This is a genomic window from Caballeronia arvi, assembly GCF_001544695.2.
Lineage (GTDB): Bacteria > Pseudomonadota > Gammaproteobacteria > Burkholderiales > Burkholderiaceae > Caballeronia > Caballeronia arvi.
In genome coordinates, this window is the sequence record NZ_FCOM02000001.1 from 647,535 (window position 1) to 667,050 (window position 19,516).

General features: G+C 62.8%; 16 protein-coding genes. 8 read left to right on the plus strand and 8 right to left on the minus strand.

The window, feature by feature from the left end; translation table 11 throughout:
* The first annotated feature begins 404 nt into the window (after window positions 1-404).
* The 8 genes from AWB74_RS02825 to AWB74_RS02865 all read left to right on the plus strand — a co-directional run bounded on the left by AWB74_RS02825 (window position 405) and on the right by AWB74_RS02865 (window position 11,028).
* Complete coding sequence (locus tag AWB74_RS02825; RefSeq protein ID WP_061145188.1) at window positions 405-1,556, plus strand: glycosyltransferase; 1,152 nt, start codon at window positions 405-407, stop codon at window positions 1,554-1,556.
* A gap of 10 nt (window positions 1,557-1,566) precedes the next feature.
* Window positions 1,567-2,646, plus strand: coding sequence for a glycosyltransferase family 4 protein (locus AWB74_RS02830; protein ID WP_061145189.1), 1,080 nt, complete (start codon window positions 1,567-1,569; stop codon window positions 2,644-2,646).
* A gap of 49 nt (window positions 2,647-2,695) precedes the next feature.
* Window positions 2,696-3,898, plus strand: a complete 1,203-nt coding sequence (locus AWB74_RS02835; RefSeq protein ID WP_061145190.1) for a glycosyltransferase — start codon at window positions 2,696-2,698, stop codon at window positions 3,896-3,898.
* A 30-nt stretch (window positions 3,899-3,928) separates the two neighbouring features.
* On the plus strand, window positions 3,929-5,023 hold the full coding sequence (locus tag AWB74_RS02840) for a glycosyl hydrolase (protein WP_061145191.1): 1,095 nt from the start codon (window positions 3,929-3,931) through the stop codon (window positions 5,021-5,023).
* Between the two features lie 498 nt (window positions 5,024-5,521).
* On the plus strand, window positions 5,522-7,873 hold the full coding sequence (locus AWB74_RS02845; protein ID WP_087038763.1) for a polysaccharide biosynthesis tyrosine autokinase: 2,352 nt from the start codon (window positions 5,522-5,524) through the stop codon (window positions 7,871-7,873).
* A gap of 529 nt (window positions 7,874-8,402) precedes the next feature.
* A complete protein-coding gene (locus tag AWB74_RS02855) occupies window positions 8,403-9,815 on the plus strand; it encodes a hypothetical protein (protein ID WP_061145193.1) in 1,413 nt (470 codons plus the stop codon).
* A 79-nt stretch (window positions 9,816-9,894) separates the two neighbouring features.
* A complete protein-coding gene (locus tag AWB74_RS02860; protein ID WP_061127992.1) occupies window positions 9,895-10,236 on the plus strand; it encodes an FKBP-type peptidyl-prolyl cis-trans isomerase in 342 nt (113 codons plus the stop codon).
* Window positions 10,237-10,263: 27 nt separating this feature from the next.
* Window positions 10,264-11,028 carry an AraC family transcriptional regulator gene (locus AWB74_RS02865; RefSeq protein WP_061145194.1) on the plus strand — a complete coding sequence of 255 codons (765 nt, stop codon included), beginning with the start codon at window positions 10,264-10,266 and terminating at the stop codon, window positions 11,026-11,028.
* Here the strand turns inward: AWB74_RS02865 and AWB74_RS02870 are convergent.
* The 8 genes from AWB74_RS02870 to AWB74_RS02905 all read right to left on the minus strand — a co-directional run bounded on the left by AWB74_RS02870 (window position 11,018) and on the right by AWB74_RS02905 (window position 19,509).
* Window positions 11,018-12,208 (minus strand): O-succinylhomoserine sulfhydrylase, encoded by a 1,191-nt coding sequence (locus AWB74_RS02870; RefSeq protein ID WP_061145195.1) that lies wholly within the window; start codon window positions 12,206-12,208, stop codon window positions 11,018-11,020. The genes AWB74_RS02865 and AWB74_RS02870 overlap by 11 nt on opposite strands.
* A 91-nt stretch (window positions 12,209-12,299) precedes the next feature.
* A complete protein-coding gene (gene purF, locus AWB74_RS02875) occupies window positions 12,300-13,847 on the minus strand; it encodes an amidophosphoribosyltransferase (protein ID WP_061145196.1) in 1,548 nt (515 codons plus the stop codon).
* Window positions 13,848-13,990: 143 nt separating this feature from the next.
* Window positions 13,991-14,524 carry a CvpA family protein gene (locus tag AWB74_RS02880; protein WP_061145197.1) on the minus strand — a complete coding sequence of 178 codons (534 nt, stop codon included), beginning with the start codon at window positions 14,522-14,524 and terminating at the stop codon, window positions 13,991-13,993.
* A gap of 9 nt (window positions 14,525-14,533) precedes the next feature.
* The gene (locus AWB74_RS02885; RefSeq protein WP_061145198.1) at window positions 14,534-15,394 is read right to left on the minus strand and encodes an SPOR domain-containing protein; all 861 of its coding nucleotides are present in this window, start codon (window positions 15,392-15,394) and stop codon (window positions 14,534-14,536) included.
* Between the two features lie 28 nt (window positions 15,395-15,422).
* The gene (gene folC / locus AWB74_RS02890) at window positions 15,423-16,733 is read right to left on the minus strand and encodes a bifunctional tetrahydrofolate synthase/dihydrofolate synthase (protein WP_061145199.1); all 1,311 of its coding nucleotides are present in this window, start codon (window positions 16,731-16,733) and stop codon (window positions 15,423-15,425) included.
* A 78-nt stretch (window positions 16,734-16,811) separates the two neighbouring features.
* Complete coding sequence (gene accD, locus AWB74_RS02895; protein ID WP_061145200.1) at window positions 16,812-17,684, minus strand: acetyl-CoA carboxylase, carboxyltransferase subunit beta; 873 nt, start codon at window positions 17,682-17,684, stop codon at window positions 16,812-16,814.
* Between the two features lie 68 nt (window positions 17,685-17,752).
* Entirely contained in the window at window positions 17,753-18,556 is an 804-nt protein-coding gene (gene trpA, locus AWB74_RS02900; RefSeq protein WP_061145308.1) for a tryptophan synthase subunit alpha, read from the minus strand.
* Between the two features lie 74 nt (window positions 18,557-18,630).
* Window positions 18,631-19,509, minus strand: coding sequence for a DNA-methyltransferase (locus tag AWB74_RS02905; protein ID WP_061145201.1), 879 nt, complete (start codon window positions 19,507-19,509; stop codon window positions 18,631-18,633).
* Window positions 19,510-19,516 lie beyond the last annotated feature (7 nt).

Consider the following 19,516-nt stretch of genomic DNA (forward strand, 5'->3'; position numbering starts at 1 on the left):
CTCGAGCGCATAGCATCGGCGTGACGCAGAACAATCTTCGCCAAGACCAACCTCGCTGCGCCTGTCTCGGTCACGTTGACCCATTCGGGTGCTCGCATCAGGTAAATCCAGGCTGAATTCGAGCTTGACGGGGCCGTTCGTTGCGTTTGTCGCAAGGAACGCGCATTGCTATGCCGGATCCCGTGTGTACTTCCCGACCGCATCCTATAACGCTCGATTAGTACTGCGACACGCGCATCCCGGTTCTGTATGCGTTTCCTTTCAAGGTGGCCGCGCGCGCTCCACCTCGCATACGTACCTCGTACTTAAAAGTGACATGTCATTTACCTAATAACAATCAGGCCATTCCTTCTCATTGCGTGTAGCCGCGGGCGTTCGGCACGACGCTATTCGAAGAGTCAAATATGAAAGAGATAGTCCATATCACCGAAGCTTTTGGCGGCGGTGTGCTATCCATGCTGACCCAGCTTTCGAACCGTGCCGCGGCCGCTGGCGTCGGGGTAACGATCCTTCATTCGATTCGGCAGGAAACGCCCGGCGATTTCGCGAGGCTCTTTCATCCGGCGGTCAAGCTGGCCTACGTGAACATGGTTCGTGAAGTGAGCGTGAAGCACGACCTGACAGGTCTGCGGGACTTGATCCGCAAGCTCAAGGAGTGCGATCCATCGGTGATCCATCTTCACTCGTCGAAGGCTGGCGTGCTGGGACGCGCCGCCGCGCGCATCGCAGCGCCGCGTGCGCGCGTGTTCTACTCGCCGCATGGTCTCGCCTTCCTGCGCCGCGATGTCTCGGCTGCGAAGCAGTTCGCTTATCTGAGCTTCGAGCGCATCGCGGCGCGTCTTGGCGGCACCATCGTCGCATGCTCGAAGAGCGAGCTCGTCGAGATCGAAACGAAGATGCGCGCGCGACAGGCCCGCATGATCGAGAACGGCGTGAACGTGGCGGAGATTCCGCCGCGGATGGAGAAGAGCGGCGATGAGATCGTCATCGGCATGAGCGGACGCGCGATGTTTCAAAAGAATCACGAAGCCTTCGTCAAGCTCGCGGCCGCGTTACATAGTCCTTCCGTGCGCTTCGTGTGGATCGGCGGCGATGAACGAGAGTTGCCCGCAGGAACGCCCTCGGGCGCCGTGTCGTGCAGCGGCTGGGTCACGCGCGATCGCGCGCTCGAACTGACGTCCGAAATGGATATCTATGTTCAGACATCGCGTTGGGAAGGCATGCCTATCGCACTGATCGAAGCGCAGGTCGCTGGCATTCCGGCCGTCGTCACGGATGTGGTCGGCAATCGCGATGTCGTGCAGCACGGCCTGACGGGCTTCGTCGCATCGAGCGAGGAAGAGATGGCGAAGTGCATCGCGATTTTGCGCGACGAGCCTGCATTGCGCGCGCGCATGGGCGCCGCGGCGAGAGCATCGGCCAGCAAGCGCTTTTCGATGGACGCGATCTTCCGTCAATGGCTCTCCATGTATCAGTTCGGCTCCGACAAGCCCACGCGCGAATTCGGCGCGAATGAGGTCGCCTCGTATGAAACCAGTTCCGATTCACAGTTCTGACGCCCTGCACATGGACACTTCCGTCGCCACCAGCAAGTTCGTTTATAACGGCCGATTCACGAGCCAGAAGACCACCGGGGTGCAGCGCGTCGCGAGAGAACTCGTCGCCGCACTCGTGAAGTTGCCGCAAGGCGCGCGCGTGACGCTCGCGGTTCCGCCGCAAAGCGGACTGGATCCCGTGCAAGGCGTCGAGACCGTGGAACTCGGCTTCGGCAAGGGTGTGTTCTGGGAGCAGATCGTGTTGCCGCTCTTCGCCGGTCGCTCGCGCATCGTGAATCTCTCCAACTCGGGCTCGATCTTTCGGCCGAACCAGATCATCTATATGCACGACGCCGCGGTGTTCGATACGCCCGCGCATTTCTCGTGGAAATTCCGCACGTGGTATCACGTGATGTTCTGGATTCTCGCGCGCACGTCGAGCTGCGTGCTGACCAATTCGGTGTTCTCGCGCGACCGGCTTGCGCACCATGTCGGCGTGCCGGCAGAACGCATCGGCGTAGTGCCGCTCGCCGCGGACCATCTCGATCACATCGCGCCGGACGTGTCGGTGATCGACGAGCTCGGGCTCACGAAGAATCGCTACGTGCTCGCCGTGAGCAGCATGAATCCGACGAAGAACTTCAAGCGTCTCGTGGAAGCATTCATGCGCCTGAACGATCCGTCGATCGATCTCGTGATCGTCGGTATGAAGAATGCCACCGTCTTCGGCAAGGCGCATGATCTGTCGAACGCGCCTAACATCAAGCAGGCGGGCTATGTGAGCGACGAAAAACTTAAAGCACTCTATCAACATGCGGCGTGCTTCCTCTATCCTTCGATTTACGAAGGTTTCGGAATTCCGCCGCTCGAAGCGATGCGCAACGGCTGTCCGACGCTCGTCGGCCGCGCAGCGGCGCTGCCGGAGACGTGTGGCGATGCATCGGTCTATTGCGACCCGTTTTCGGTCGAAGATATTTCGCGCAAGTTGCGCCAGCTGCTCGACTCGCCTGAACTGAGCGAGGATCTCAAACGGCGCGGCCTCGCGCACGCCGAGCGTTTCCGCTGGACCGAAAGCGCACGACTGCTCATGCAGTTCATCGACAAGGCGTGAAGCGCGCGTCGCGACAGGTGCACCGCCGGGCGCAGAAAGGGGGAAATTGGTGAAGTTGGGAATCTACTGCGACTCGGGTATCAACGGCGGTCACGAAGAAATGCTCAAGCGCTTCATGCTCGCGCTCGTCGAGTGCGCGCACGTCGAGGCTTTGCACATCCTCGTGCCGACGGCGAACGAGCCGCTGTACCGTTATGTAAGCGATCTGGCGAGCGCGCATCCGAAAGTCGGCACGATCGGTCTTTCCTACACAGCCGAATCGATAGATGGCAACGTCTTTACGCTGTTGCGCATGGTTCGCGCGACCGCGGCGACATTGCGCACGCTGCGGCTGAACAAAGTGCTGATCGCGCAAGGCACGATCGCCTCGGGCATCGCGGGCCTCCTCGCCGCGCGTCAGGCGCGCACCAGGACGGTGAGCTATCTGCCGCTCGTCGATGAAGCGCCGGTCAACGCCAGCCGCTCCGGCAAGATCAAGTGGCTCATCAAGCGCGCGCTGTATCGGGTGCCGCACGAGTATGTGACGTTGAACGATCATCTGTGCAGCAAGCTGAACCGGCTCGCGCCCAACGCACGCACGATGATCCTCGAGAATTACGTCGACGATCGCTTCAGCCGCTCGACGCTCACGAAGAATGCGGCGCGCGCCGCGCTCGGCCTGCCCGACGACGGCACGACGATCATCGCGCATGTCGGACGGCTGAACTTTCAGCAGAAGCGCCAGGACTTCCTGATGCAGGCGATCGAACGTCACGCCGATGCATTCGCACGTACGCTCGTGCTGATCGTCGGCGAAGGGCCGGACGCCGCGCGTCTGCAGGACATGATCGATGCGAGCCCGACGTTGTCCGCGTGCGTGCGCATGGTCGGTCCGAAGAAGGACGTGCTGCCTTACATCGTCGCGAGCGATGCGCTCGTCTTGCCTTCCGCGTATGAAGGCGTGCCGCTCGTGATGATCGAAGCGGTGCTTGCGCAACGGCCTATCGTCGTATCGCGCGTGTCGGGGCTCGATTCGTATCTGCCGGACGCGATGCTGTTTCCCGCGCACGACCACGAGGCGTTCGTCGAGCGCATCTTCGCGGCGCGCGATGTTCCGCTTGCCGCGCTGGCCGGCGAGTTCCGACGCCGCTTCTCGCGCGAAGTCTTTGATGCGCAGGCACAGAACGTCCTGCTGCATGCGGGCGGCGCAGGCGGAGCGCGCGGCGCGGGTGCGGGCGCGACCCATCAACATTCCGACGTGCTGGCGAAGTAACGGCGCGCACTTTCACGGGGCCGAACATCGATGCGAACCTGGTTGGCCGCACTATCCGTCTTTGGCGCGCTGCTGTGCGCCTCCGTGTTGATCTTCGCGCGCAGTGGCACATCCGACGCATATCACAGCAGCGGTTCGTCCACGTCGAAAACTGACGCGACGAGTGCGACGCCGAAGATTGCTTGCGCCAAAGGATCGGCGAGCGTGTTCTATGGCATCGCGGGACATCTGGAGCATCGCGGCGCGTATCGCATGAGTGGTTACGACTTGCAGATTTCACAACTGCGCGACCTCGGTGTCACGATGTACGCGCAAGATGTATCGAATGAGGAAAGCGCCAACATGGTCGCGGATTTCGCGCGCGCGGCGGCGAAGCAGTGCATCGGCGTACTTGCGCTCGTCACGCCTTTCGAACCGCAGAAGCGCGCGAACGAGCAGGAAACCTTCGAACGCGGCTATGCGCTCGGCAAGACCGCCGGACGCGTGCTCAAAGGCCTCGTCACTTACTATCAAGTTGGCAACGAGTACGACAACTGGACGATACTTGGTTCGGACCGCAGCGGCGAACATCCGAAGGACTACGACAACGCGATGTTCATGAAGGCGCGCGGCTCGATCCTCGGCTTGATCAAGGGCATACGCGAAGCGAATCCCGACGCGAAGATCCTGCTGACATCGTTCAGCTGGCTTCATTACGGCTTCACCGACATGCTGTATGCCGGTACGCAGCCCGACGGCACGAAGGGCCATCCGATTCCGCAATGGGACATCACCGCATGGCACTGGTATTCGAACATGGGCTCGATCACCGCGGCGGGCGACAAGAAGGCCAACGTGCTTGAACGCCTGCGCGACAGCTATGGCAAGCCCATCTGGATCACGGAGTACGGCGTGCGGCCGGATCATGCGGACCCGGCGGGCTATCTCGTCGGCAAGGAAGCGTTGAAAGGATTCGTCTCGCTGGCGAAGACTTACAACATCCAGAACGTGACGCTGTACGAGCTATACGACGACCAGCGCTATGGCGGCGATGGCAACTACGGCGTAATCAATGACGACGGTAAAACCCGCAAGGGGCGCTTCGATACGGTGCGCGATTTCATCAAGGCGAACCCGATGCCATAAGACACCAAATGAATTTGTACGACGAAAATAGCGCGTACGAAACCGATGATTATCGCGCGAAAAGAGTGTTCCGCAAGCGGCGTTCCGGCACTTTCCGGTCCTCGAACGTTCGGTACTTAACAGACGCAAGCACTTCGCGACCGGAAGATAGGTTTGACGCTATTTTTTCCAGGCGTATCGTATCGTTTGATGACAAGCGACTCGAACGGGATTCGCGAGTTTCATCTGCCGAATCCAACAGACGCGGTTCCGAGGCACGGAGTGTGCTTCAGAGATAGATCGCACTCCGACGAGCCGACGCGCTCCGTCTTGCGACCTCGAAGCATCGTGCACTTCGCTCGTTTTTTCGAAAGCCTCTCGCGTCTTTAGTCTGGAAGCTCCGCCGGCCATGCGCCGCATCAACAACACATGAGACGTAGCGCGGACATGCCGCGCGGGCACTCTGCTTTATCGCAGCCCGGACACAACGCTCAATTTATCGAACTGAGGACGGCGCCTTTGAACACCCTCTATGTGAACAACGGACCTTCGCGCCCAGGCAAGGACGACGGTGAATTCACCGCGAGCGACATGCTCAGGCTCCTGCGCGATCACCTTGGCATGCTCTTCCTGTTCATAGGAATCGCGGCCGCGCTTGCGACCGCGTATGCATTTCTTGCCAGGCCCATTTATTCGTCGGACGTGGTCGTTCGCGTGGATCCTCCCGATCCGAACGCGCTCGGCATCGCGCCGCAAAGCCAGATGCAGATGGGGCAGTCGCTACCGACGGTCAATCAGCTCGCGCCCGCGGAAATCTCCGTGATGCAGAGCCGCTCGGTGCTCGAGCCCGTCGTCAAGCAGTTCCACTTCGACATCAAGGTCAAGCCCAAAACGTTCCCCGTGCTCGGCCAGATCGCGGAGGTGTTCGCGAAGAAGGGGCACCTCGCGCCTGCATGGTTCGGCCTCGATGCATACGGATGGGGCGGCGAGCAACTTCAGCTCGGCCGGCTCGATGTGCCGCCCGCGCTCGAAGACCAGAAGCTCGATCTCGTTCTGCTCGACAACAACCAGTACGAGCTGCGCGACCCCGACGGCGAGATGATCCTGCGTGGCACGATCGGCCGACCGGCCACGGCGAACGGCGTGTCCATCCTCGTAAATGGCGCGACCGGTCATCCGGGCGTGCACTTCGACGTGACGCGCCTGAACACGCTCGACGCCATCGCGCTCATGAAGAATACGATGAAGGTCGCCGAGTCCGCGAAGGACACGGGCGTCGTACAGATCACCTTCAACGCCGACGATCCCGCGCTCACCGCCGATGTCGCGAACGCGCTCGGCCAGGCGTATCTGACCGCCGCGGTGCAGGCGCGTCAGGCGAATGACACGAAGACGCTCGAATTCATTCGCGGAGAATTGCCGCGGCTCGAACGCGACCTGAAGACGGCGGAAGGCAACCTCAGCGCATTCCGCGCGAAGTCGCAGTCGGTGCAGCCGATCCCCGAAGCGCAGGCTTATCTGCAAGGCAGCATCGTGTCGATGCAGCAACTCGCGACGCTGAAGCTGCAACGCACGCAAGCCCTGCAGCGCTTCCAGCCCAGCAGCCCGCAAGTGGTCAATCTCGATCAGCAGATCGCCGAGCTCGAAGCATCGAACAAGCAGATTCAGCAGCGCTTCGACAGCATGCCCGCATCCGAGCGCCAGAGCGCGACGCTCACACGTGACGCGCGCGTCGCGGAAACCATCTACATGGGCATGGTGAACAAGGCGCAGGAACTCTCCGTGCGCCGTGCGAGCACGAGCGGCGGCGCACATATCGTCGATAACGCGCTGCGCCCGTATCGTCCGGTGAAGCCGAACAAGTCGCTCGTGATCGTCGCGGGTACGGGTCTTGGCTTTTTCATCGGCACGTTCTTCATTTTCCTGCGTCGCCACGCGATGATCGGCGTCACCGATCCGATGTTCGTCGAGCGCCGTCTCTCGGTGCCCGTGCTCGGTGAAGTGCTCTATAGCCGCCAGCAGGCTATGCTCGATCACGAGATTGCCGTGTCCCCGGTGGAGCATGCGCCGCTCACCTACTCCGGCGCAGAGAGCGGCGGTGCGCCGAGAGCGCTGCCTCACATCGAGCTGCCGGAGCATGACGCATTCGCGATGCCGCACGTCGCCGACACCGATCGCGATGCGCGCGTGCTCGCGACGCGTTATCCGCACGATCCGGCGATCGAAGCGCTGCGCGCGGTCCGCACGGAGCTGTATCGCGATCTCGCCAATGCGCCGAACAATATCGTGATGCTGACAGGCCCGATTCCTTCGGCGGGCAAGAGCTTCGTCGCGGCGAATCTGTCGGTGCTGCTCGCGGAGATCGGTCTGCGCGTGCTTCTGATCGATGGCGACATGCGGCGCGGCCACATCGCATCGTTCTTCAAGCAGTCGAATCCGGGCGGTCTCTCCGAAGTGCTGAAGGGCGAAATGGCGCTGGGCGACGCGATCCGCTATGTCGGCGTGCCGGGCCTCTCGTTCATCTCGTGCGGCGTATATCCGGAGAATCCGTCAGAGCTTCTGATGATGCCGGGCTTTCGCAACATGCTGGCGCGCATGAGCGATCAGTTCGATCTGGTGCTGTTGGATACGCCGCCGTTCCTTGTCGTGACCGATGCGGCGATCGTCGCGAGCGATGCGGGCTCAACGGTGCTCGTGCTGCGTTCGGGCATCCAGAGCGAGGAAGAGATCGAGGAAACCGTGAAGAAGGTGCAGCGCGCGGGCGGCAGGCTCGTCGGCTCGGTCTTCAACGCGATTCCGCGACGCCCGAGCAATCGCCGCAGCTACGGTTATGCGGCGGCTTATACGAGCACGTTCAAGTCGATGAATTGACGTCGTGCGCGCACCGATGCGCGCACTGTTCCGATGAATCGCGCCGCGTGCACGTCACGCGGCGTTCAACGTTGTAACGCTGGTGCGGGTCGGCATGCATCTTCGTTTCGCCAGGATGCATCACGGGACTTCGGCGCACTTCGCCGCAACCGGATCGAGGAAAGAGACGCATATGAGCGGACGCTTTTCCTTCAGACATCGGCTCGTGCAATGCCCGCGCTGCCGCAGACAACTGGCGGCGCAATGCTCCGTGTGTCCGCATTGCGCTTATCGGCGCCCGCGGAAGCTGGCGCGCGCGCCCGTGAGAGCGGTCGTGGTCGTCATACTCGCGCTGCTCGCGATCGGCGGCTACGTCTATCTCGGCGAACCGGGATTCGATGCGCGCACCTTCATTTCGCGTTGAGCCTTTCATTCAGCGCTATACGGGCCTCGCGGGCCGGCAGGCGTAGTGTTTGCTTCGTCCTGGCGCGATCCCATACCGATAACGACCGACAGCCCGGCCTCGACCGGGCGCATTCAACCTTCGACGATGAAAGAAAAAGCGGCGCTGACCGACCTCTACTACAGAATCTGGGCCTTCGCGATGCCGGTGACGTCGTTTCTCGTCATGCCATCGATTCAGGGCACGACGATCGGCTATCTGATGTGCTTCCTCTCCGTGCCGCTCGTGCTGCTGTTCGGCGGCCGCGCGCGCAAGAACTGGATGCATTTCGTGTTCGCGGCAATCGTCGTGTGGGTGATCATGTTCTGCACCTCGCAGTTCGCGGACGTGATGGCGCCCTTCGATCCCGACTTCAGCAAGATCGTGCTCGTCGACGACAAGGACCCCTTCACGTTCCTCATGCGCAAGAGCATGTTCACGCAGTCGGCGTATGTAGCGGCGGTCGTGCTGTATGCGGCGTACGTGTACCACTACTACAAGCCGACGTGGGACCAGTGGCTTCTCGCGGCCGTCACGCTGTTCGCGCTCTATGGCATGTTCGAAGTGGCGTACTACATCGTGACGGGGCAACCGGGCGACTTCATCTCGAACCGCGCGTTCGGCGATCAGTTCGGCAAAGGCATCGTGCGCTCGGACGGCACCGTGAACGGCAGCTCGTTCCAGCAGATCGATATCAAGGGCTTTCCGATCCAGCGGCTGAAAGCTCTGACCGGCGAGCCGTCGATGTACGCGATGTCCATCTTCCCGTTCTGGATTTATTTCAACGCGACCTCGCGCCTGCGCTGGCCTGTTTGGGTCATCGCCCTTTCGCTCCTCATGAGCACGTCCTCGACGGTGCTGATCGGCTATGCGGTGTACTCGCTCATCCGCATGCGCAAGCTCGGCATCAATCCGGTCAAGGCGCTGATCGGCCTCTTCGTGCTATGCGTGATCGCGTATCTTCTGCAGGACTACATCGTCGATCTCTTCCAGCAGATGGTGCTGGACAAGCTCGAGCAAAAGAACGAGTCCGGCTCGGGCCGCATGCTGCTGTTCCTCGATTCGATGCGCCTGTGGTTCCACGCGGCGCCGCTCAATCAGCTCTTCGGCATCGGCTTCGGCTACGTCCGCTCGACTGACCTCTTCTCGACGCTGCTAGTCAATACGGGCGTCGTCGGCACGCTGTTCATCAGCGGACTGATGCTCTTTCCCGCATTCAAGCTCGACTGGGACCCGCGCGGCATGGCGCTGCGCCAGTGCTGCGTGGCGACCTGGACGATGATGATGGTCTCCGTGCCCGAGTTCGCGTATCTCGCGCCGTGGACGCTGGTCGCGATGGCTTACGTGCGCGTGCGTGCGTTGAAGCTCGCGCGGCAGCAAGTCGGCGACACGGCCGCCGCCGCCGCGATGCAGGGACCGCAGGACGGCGCGTCGATCGGCACGGCGATCGGCAGGCATGTACGGCCGGAGATCGGGACGCGCATCGGCTCGCGCTTCGGTGCGCATGGGCGTCATCTGTGAGGTCACGTCGACATCGGCACGCCCCGCCGCTTCCCTGCATCGTTCTACAATGACGCTTTCGATCAACCAGGGAGCAACCATGTCGATTGTCACGACCGATTCCGGTCTCAAGTACGAAGACGTCACCGTTGGCGATGGCGCCGAAGCCGTCGCAGGCAAAACGGTCAGCGTGCATTACACGGGCTGGCTCACGGACGGCCAGAAATTCGATTCGAGCAAGGACCGCAACGACCCGTTCGCCTTCGTGCTCGGCGGCGGCATGGTCATCAAGGGCTGGGACGAAGGCGTTCAGGGTATGAAAGTGGGCGGCGTGCGCCGTCTCACGATTCCGCCGCAACTCGGCTACGGCGCGCGCGGCGCAGGCGGCGTGATTCCGCCGAACGCGACGCTCGTGTTCGAAGTGGAACTGCTGGACGTCTGAGCGTCTGAACGTCCGAGCCTTGCCTGCATGAGCGCGCCGCTGCATCGTCCTGCCGTGTCGCTGCGCCGTTATGAAACGGCGCAGGCGTCGGACGTGCACGACTTTCATCAGATCGTGCTGGGCCTCGACGGCTCGATGGAAATGGCCGTCGATGGCAACGGCGCGCGCATCGATTGCAGCGGTGCGTGGATCATTCCGGCGGGCGCGCGTCACGACTATTGGGCGGAGGGCGACAATCGCCAGCTCGTGCTCGATCTGCCGGCGGCGTCCGTCGCTGTGCCCGAGCGCTATTTCGAGCGGGCGCGCGCCATTCATATCGATCCGCGCGTTACGCAGCTCGTCGCCGATGTCGCGCGGCGCACGCATGCCGACGATCCGCACCTGACTCATCGCTTCGCATGGCAAGTCGCCGCACATCTGTGCGGCGCGCTGATGCACGACACGGACGACGCCGTCGATGCGATGCGCGGTCTCGACTTCGCGCGCATCGACCGGTGGCTGCGTCTGCATCTGTCGGAGCCGCTGCGTATCGCCGATCTCGCCGCGCATTGCGGCTTCGGCATGCGCCGCTTTCATCAGCTCTTCAACGAAGCGTTCGGCGAGACGCCGCATCGCTATCTGCATCGCTTGCGGCTCGATACCGCGCTCACGCTGCTCGCCGATCCGCGCGCAACCCTCACCGATATTGCGCTCGATATCGGCTTCGCCGATCAAAGCGCGTTCACGCATGCGTTCTCGAAGCGCTTCGGCATCGCGCCGGGGCAATGGCGCAGCGGCGGCTTCAGGCGTTGAGCCCGCGCGCCAGGTCGGCGCGAATGTCTTCGGGATCTTCCAGCCCGACGGCAAGACGAATCAAGCCTTCGCGTATGCCTGCCGCTTCGCGCACTTCGGGTGCGAGACGGCCATGCGTCGTCGTCGAAGGATGCGTGATTGTCGTGCGCGTGTCGCCGAGATTGCCGGTGATCGAGCACAGCTTCGTGCCATCGATCACGCGCCATGCGTTCGCGCGCTGCTCCTCCTGCGTGCCGCCCTTCAGTTCGAACGATACGATCGCGCCGCCCGCCTTTTGCTGCTTCATCGCAATCGCGTGTTGCGGATGCGATTCGAGCCCCGGATAGAACACGCGATTCACCGCAGGATGCGCTTCGAGCCAGCGCGCAATCTCGAGCGCGTTCGCCGACTGCTTCCCGACGCGCAGCGCAAGCGTCTCTATGCCCTTCAGCAACACCCATGCATTGAACGCGGACATCGTCGGGCCGGCGCTGCGCACGAACGGAAAGACCGTCTCCATGATGAAGCGCTTCGTGCCGACGAGCGCGCCGCCGAGCACGCGGCCCTGACCATCGAGAAACTTCGTTGCCGAATGCATGACGACGTCCGCGCCGAGTTTCAACGGCTGCTGTAGCGCGGGGCTGCAGAAACAGTTATCGACGACGAAGAGCGCGCCGTTCTGCTTCGCAATCCGACCGATCGCTTCGATATCGGCGATCTCCGTCAACGGATTCGACGGCGTCTCCAAGAAGAACATCTTCGTCTCGGGCTTCACGGCCGCCTGCCATTCGTCGGGCATCGTCGGATCGACGAACGTCGTCGTGATGCCGAACTTCGGGAAGATCGTCGTGAACATGCCGATCGTCGAGCCGAACAGGCTCTTCGAACTGACGATGTGATCGCCCTGCTGCATCGACGCCATCACGACCGACAATATCGCCGACATGCCCGATGCCGTCGCCATGCACGCTTCGCCGCCTTCGAGCGCGGCGAGACGGTTCTGGAACATCGTGACGGTGGGATTGGTGAAGCGCGAATACGTGTATGCCTCTTCCGCGTTCCTGAAGCGCTCGGCGGCTTCGGCGGCGCTCGAAAAGCAGAAGCTCGACGTGAGGAACAATGCTTCGGCATGCTCATTGAATTCGCTGCGCAAGGTGCCGGCGCGCACGGCGAGCGTATCGAAGCTCAGGTTGTCGTCCATGTTCTTTTCTCCCTTGTGTTTCAGGCTCGCGACGCAAAAAAGCCCGCTTGGTCCTTGCAGACGAAGCGGGCTTTCAGGAAGCGCCGAAGATTTACTCGACCGATAGCTGCAGATGCAATTGCGAACGCGTCATACCGCCTTCCTGCGCTTCGCTCGCCGCATCGCGATCCGACTGCGATTGCGGCGCGAGACGCGCGGTCTCGATGCGATCGAGATAATCGGTCGTCACATCGCCGGTGATGTAGTTGCCGTCGAAGCACGAGGCCTCGAATTCGTGCAGGTTCGGATTGATGTCGCGGATCGCGCTCTTCAGGTCTTCGACGTCCTGATAGACGAGATAGTCCGCGCCGATCATGCGCGCCACTTCTTCATCGCTGCGGCCATGCGCGACGAGTTCGCCGCGCGTCGGCATGTCGATGCCGTACACGTTCGGGAACTTCACCGGCGGCGCGGCGGACGCGAAAATCACCTTGTTCGCGCCTGCATCGCGGGCCATCTGCACGATTTCATGCGAGGTCGTGCCGCGCACGATCGAATCGTCGACGATTAGCACGTTCTTGCCCTTGAACTCGATGGCCATCGCGTTCAGCTTCTGGCGCACCGATTTCTTACGCACCGCCTGACCCGGCATGATGAAGGTGCGGCCCACGTAGCGATTCTTGAAGAAGCCTTCGCGATACTCCACGCCGAGCTTCGCCGCGACCTGCATCGCGGCCGGGCGCGACGAATCGGGAATCGGCATCACGACGTCGATCGGCACGTCGGGCAACACGCGCTTGATCTTTTCGGCGAGATAGTCGCCCATGCGCAGGCGCGCGTTGTAGACCGGCACGCCGTCGAGGCACGAGTCCGGACGCGCGAGATACACGAGTTCGAAGATGCAGGGATTGAGCGCCGGCTTGTCCGCGCATTGGTGGTTGTGCAGATTGCCTTCGGCGTCGATGAAAATCGCCTCGCCCGGTTCGACGTCGCGCACGAACTCGAAACCGATCCCTTCGATCGCCACCGATTCCGACGCCACCATCCACTCGACGCCCGTCGCGGTTTCCATCTTGCCCAGCACGAGCGGGCGAATGCCGAACGGATCGCGGAAGGCTACGAGGCCGTAGCCCGCGATCAGCGAGACGATCGCGTATGAGCCCTTCACACGGCGATGCACGCCCGTGACCGCCTTCCACAGCGCGGCGGCATCGAGTTGCAGACCCGAGCTCGCGAGCTGCAGTTCATGCGCGAACACGTTGAGCAGCACTTCGGTGTCGGATGCGGTGTTGATGTGCCGGCGGTCGATGCGGAACATCTCGTCCTTCAGCTGCATCCAGTTCGTGAGGTTGCCGTTATGCGCGAGGATGATGCCGAACGGCGCGTTCACGTAGAACGGCTGCGCTTCTTCTTCGCTCGATGCTGAACCGGCGGTCGGATAGCGCACCTGGCCGATACCGACGTTGCCCGGCAGGCTGCGCATGTTGCGCGTGCGGAACACGTCGCGCACCATGCCGTTGGCCTTGTGCATGTGGAAGTTGTTGCCGTCCGCCGTGGCGATGCCGGCCGCGTCCTGTCCGCGATGCTGGAGCAGGAGCAGGCTGTCATAGATCAGCTGATTGACGGGACTTTGGGAAACTACACCTACGATGCCGCACATGGCATGGTCCTTCAAAGAGTCGAAACAGGTAGACAAGGCGTTGCCCGGCTCTGAGGGGCGCTTCTCTCGAAATTCGGCCGAAAAGAGGCCGGGGCGAAACGTCTTCGAGCCGTCGCGGGTTCCTCGTGTAGCCGGCCGTTTGTCTATTGTGCGGCGCCTGGCGCCAATGCGCTCGGTTCAGGAGCGACGTGCACGTACGCGGCGAGCGTATCGGGGAGCAGCGGTTTCAGTTCGCGCACGCCTTGCTCGGCCATCGGCCGCAGCAGCGCATTGCGCCAAAAATCCTTTTCCGGCAGTTCGGTCAAGCCAGCCAGGGCGACCAGAATCACTACCAATATAGCCCCTCTGACGAGGCCGAACAGCAGGCCCAGCGAACGGTCCACGCCGCGCAGCCCGGTGACTTCCGTGATGCGCGTCAGGAGCGACGACAGCACGCTCGACACCAGCAGCACCGCCGCGACCACGATCACGAACGCCACCAGCCACTGCGTGAGCGCGCCGCCCGGCCACGTCGCCGGAATATAGGGCACGACGAGCCCGACGAAGCGCCCGGCGATCAGGATGGCGACAACCCAGCCGACGAGACCGAACGCTTCGGCCAGCAGGCCGCGCCACATGCCGCGCAGTGCGGACAAGCCGATCACGGCCATCACGGCATAGTCGAAAGCGGTGAACATCGAATCTGCTTAGTTCGATGCTCGCGTGCCGCCGCCCAGGCCGGCCTGACGCACTTTCACGAGCGCCGCCTGCGCGGACGCGCGATCCGGGAACGGGCCGGCGCGCAACAGCGACTTGGTTCCGCCGTCGGACTGCTTGCGATGTTCGAGATATGCGGGCACGCCCGCGGACTTCAACTTGTTGACCCAGTTCTGCGCGGCGGTTTCGTCGTCGAACTGGCCGATCTGCAGCACGAAGCGGCTGCCGGCCGGCGATGACGGCGTGTTCGCAGCGCCCGCCGCTGCATGTGCCGCGGCGTTCGCGTTCGCTTCTTCGGAGGGTTCGGCGGCCTGCGGCTTCGCGTTCTGGCTCGCGACAGCGGTGGGCTTCGAGGCCGAAGGCTTCGCTTCGGGCTTGGGTTGTTCTTTCGGTTCGGGCTTCGCCTGCGCCGTCGCTGCTGGAGCGGCGGGCTGAGGCTGCGTCACGCCCGCGGCGACATTGCCCGATGCGGCCGCCGGCGCTTCATGCGCGACGCCGGCTTGCGAGTCAGCGTCGGTCGTGTCGCGCGACTGCTTCGCGGCGGGCGACGGACGGTTCGGAATGTCGATGGAAATATCGTCGGTGACGGGCTTCGGGCGCGAATCCAGCACCATCGGCAGGACGATGACGGCGGCCAGCACGAGCGCGATCGCGCCGACGAGCCTGCGGCGCGCGCGCTGTTTCTCGGGAAGCGTGGGATCGAGCATCATCGCGTCGGCGGCGGGGCGCTCGCTTCGGTCGGTTCTGCGCGTGCGGCGCTCCGTGCGGACGGTGTGACGCGAGCCGCGCGAGGAATCGGATTGTGCGTCGCGACCGGAGTCGTCTTTCTTGCCGAACGAAAAGAGTCCCATGTACGCTTGGTGCTGACGGCCGCCCGTCTCAGTGATGCTGCGATTTGCGGTAAGCCATCACGCCGGCTACCGTGTAGAAACTGCCGAAAACCAAAATTCTATCATTTTCAGACGCCCGGCTTAACGCATCTTGAAAAGCTGCCGCAGGCGTTTCGAAGCGAGAAACGCTGCTATCGGGGCCGTCGTTGACACCGGACTCGCGCAACGCGTGTTCCAGATGCTCCGCCGAGGCCGCACGTGGCGTCGGCAATGCCGTTACGTTCCAATGGTCGATCTCGCTTTTCAGATGCTTCACGACGCCTTCGATGTCCTTGTCGCTCATCGCGCCGAACACCGCGTAGGTGTACGGAAAATAGCCCATGTTGCCGAGATTTTGCGCCAAAACCGCCGCAGCGTGAGGATTGTGCGCCACGTCCAGGATGATCTGCGGCTTGCCCGGCAGCACCTGGAAGCGCCCCGCCAGTTCCACATTCGCCAGCCCGAGACGAATGTCCTGCGCCGATACCGGCAGACGATCGCGCAGCGCTTCGAGCGCCGCCAGCGCCGCCGACGTGTTGATCAGCTGATTCGCGCCGCGCAGCGCCGGATACGCCAGCGCCGAGCGCCGCTGCTCGCGCCCAATATAGCTCCATTGCTGCCGCTCGTTGCCCGGTTGCGCCTCATAGCGGAAATCGCGCCCGACGAGCCACAGGTCCGCGCCGATCGCTTCGGCGTGATCGATCAGGCTTTGCGGCGCGGACGGATCGCCGCAAATCGCGGGCTTGCCCGCGCGGAAGATGCCCGCCTTTTCGAAACCGATTTTCTCGCGCGTATCGCCGAGATAGTCCGTATGGTCGATATCGATGCTCGTGATAACCGCGCAATCCGTATCGACGATATTGACGGCGTCGAGCCGCCCGCCGAGCCCCACCTCGAGAATGACCGCATCTAGTCCGCGCGACGCGAAGAGATGCAGGATCGCCAGCGTCGTGAATTCGAAGTAAGTCAGCGAAACCGGCTCTGCAAGGCTTGCGCGCGCCTTTTCCACGGCTTCGAAGTGCTCGAGCAGATCGGCGTCGGTCGCTTCTGCGCCGTCGATGCGCGCACGCTCGTTGAACGACAGCAGATGCGGTGACGTATGGCAACCGACGCGATAACCCGCGCGCAGCAGAATCGTTTCGATGATCGCGCACGTCGAGCCTTTGCCGTTCGTGCCGCCGACCGTGATCACCGGGCATGCGAACGAGAGGCCCAGTGCGTCCTTCACGCGCCCGATGCGCGTGAGGCCCATGTCGATGCCGACCGGGTGCGCCGCTTCCAGATGGGCAAGCCAGGCGTCGAGAGTGGGGAAAGTGTTCATTTTCGAGATCAAGAAAGCAAAAGCGCCGCGCGGAACCTCGCGGGGTTCACGCGCGGCGCGGCGCTGCGTAGCGGATACTCAGGCGACGGAATCCGCCGGCTGCCGCGTCATCAAAGCCATCAACTGGGCGATTTCTTCGCGCATCTTGCGGCGATCCACGATCATATCGACCGCGCCCTTTTGCATCAGGAATTCTGCGCGCTGGAAACCCTCGGGCAACTTTTCGCGCACGGTCTGCTCGATCACGCGCGGGCCTGCGAAGCCGATCAGCGCTTTCGGCTCGGCGATCACGACATCGCCGAGGAAGGCGAAACTCGCGGAGACGCCGCCCATCGTCGGATCGGTCAGCACGGAGATGAACGGCAGCTTCGCGTCCGACAACCGCGTCAGGAGCGCCGTGGTCTTGGCCATCTGCATCAGCGAAAGCAGGCTCTCCTGCATGCGCGCGCCGCCCGACGCCGTGAAGCAGATGAACGGCACGTTCTGTTCCAGCGCGTTGCGCGCGCCGCGCACGAAGCGCTCGCCGACGACCGAGCCCATCGAGCCGCCCATGAACGAGAATTCGAAGCACGCGACCACGCACGGAATGGTATGGATCGCGCCGCCCATGACGACCATCGCGTCGGTCTCGTCGGTATCCTCCATCGCTTCCTTGATGCGGTCCGGATACTTGCGGCTGTCCTTGAACTTGAGCGCGTCGACCGGCACGACTTCCTGGCCGATCTCGTAACGGCCTTCCGGATCGAGCAGGCGATCGAGCCGCTCGCGCGCGCCGATGCGCATGTGATGGCTGCACTTCGGGCAAACGTGCAGGTTCGCCTCGACGTCGTTGCGATACAGCACTGCCTCGCACGCCGGGCACTTCACCCACAGCCCTTCGGGAATGCCCTTGCGGCTTTTGGGATCCGTTTGCTTGATCTTGGGCGGCAGCAGTTTGTCGAGCCAGCTCATCGTTTTTCCTTGACTGATCGGGGCGCCGCGCGGCGCTCAAAATCGAGCGGCCCGCGGCGGCGCGTATTTTACTGTGCGGCGTCGAGCGCCTGACGAATTTCGGCGATGAAGCTCGTCAGCGACGCGGCCGCGGCGTCCGGCTTCGCGTCCTCGAGCAATTGCACGAGGCGGCTGCCGATGACCACGGCGTCCGCGACATCGGCGACGGCACGTGCGGTTTGAGCGTCGCGAATGCCGAAACCGACGCCGACCGGCAGGGGCACGTGCGACTTGATGGCCGGGATTTTACTCGCGATGCTGGAAACGTCCAGATTTGCCGCGCCGGTCACGCCTTTCAGCGATACGTAATAGACGTAGCCGCTCGCGATCTTGCCGACCGCCGCGATGCGATCGTCCGTGGAAGTCGGCGCGAGCAGGAAGATCGGATCGATGCCTGCGGCCCGCATCGCCGCGCCGAAGTCTTCGGCTTCCTCGGGCGGGTAATCGACGACCAGCACGCCATCGACGCCCGCTTCCTTCGCGGCTTTCGCGAAGGCGTCGGCGCCCATGCGCTCGATCGGATTCGCGTAGCCCATCAGCACGACGGGCGTCTTGTCGTCGGTTTCGCGGAAGCGCGCGACATCGGCCAGCACGCTCTTGAGCGTCACGCCGCGTGCGAGCGCCCGCTCCGACGAGCGCTGAATGACGGGGCCATCGGCCATCGGATCGGAAAACGGCACACCGAGTTCGATGACATCCGCGCCGCCCTTGGCCAGCGCGTGCATGAACTCGACGGTCTGTTCCGGATTCGGGTCGCCCGCCGTGATGAACGGGATCAGCCCTTTCCTGCCCTGCGCGGTCAATGCCGCAAAAGTGTTCTTGATACGGGACATGAGATTTCTCGCTTCGGATTCGTTGGCGCCGATGCTTTCGCACGCATCTGACGCGATCAGCAACGAAAAAGGCTTTATTCGGCAGTTTGCGCCGTGGCGTCGGCCGCCATTAGCGTCTTGCGACGCGTGCGTTCCGGGGTCTGCGGGGCGAGTTTCGCGGCCCGCGCCTCGGCGATCCGGGCTTCAGCGATCGCGCAGTAGTCCGCGTTGATCTCGTAACCCGTGAACTGCCGGCCGTGACGCGCACATGCGACACCCGTCGTGCCGCTGCCCATGAACGGGTCCAGCACGCGGCCGCCCGGCGGACAACTCGCCAGCACCATGCGTTCGACGATTTCGAGCGGCTTCTGCGTCGGATGATCGACTCGCTCCGCGTGCTGCCTGTGCAGACGCGACACGGACCAGACATCCTTCGGGTTATAGCCGAGCTCGAGCCACTTGCTGCCTTCGAAAATCTTGCGCGAACGCGCCTTTTTCGTCTCTGCGTCGTAGGGGATGCGCACCGGATCGAGATCGAAGTAGTAATCCTTCGATACCGCGAAATAGCCGATGTTGTCATGCACTGACGTAAATTTGCGCGTCGTTCCGCCCATGCTCGGTACGCGCCGGTCCCAGACGATCTCGTTGATCATCAAAAGACGGCGTTTCAGGAACACGAACAGTTCGGGCGAATATTGCCACGTGCAAAAAATGTACAGCGAACCGCTGGACTTGAGCTTGGGGATCGCCAGATCGAGCCAGCGAAACGTCCACTCCAGAAAAGCGTCGCCGGACAGCATGTCCGAGTCGTTCCCGTAATCCTTGCCCAGGCCATAGGGCGGGTCCACGACGATCAGATCGATCGACGCGTCGGGAATGTTTTCGGCATCGGCCAGAAAATCGCGGTTACGGATGTCGCTGCCGGCGCCCTGGAGAGCGCCGGCGGACAACGGTTCGTCGATGATCGTGCGCATCGGCTAG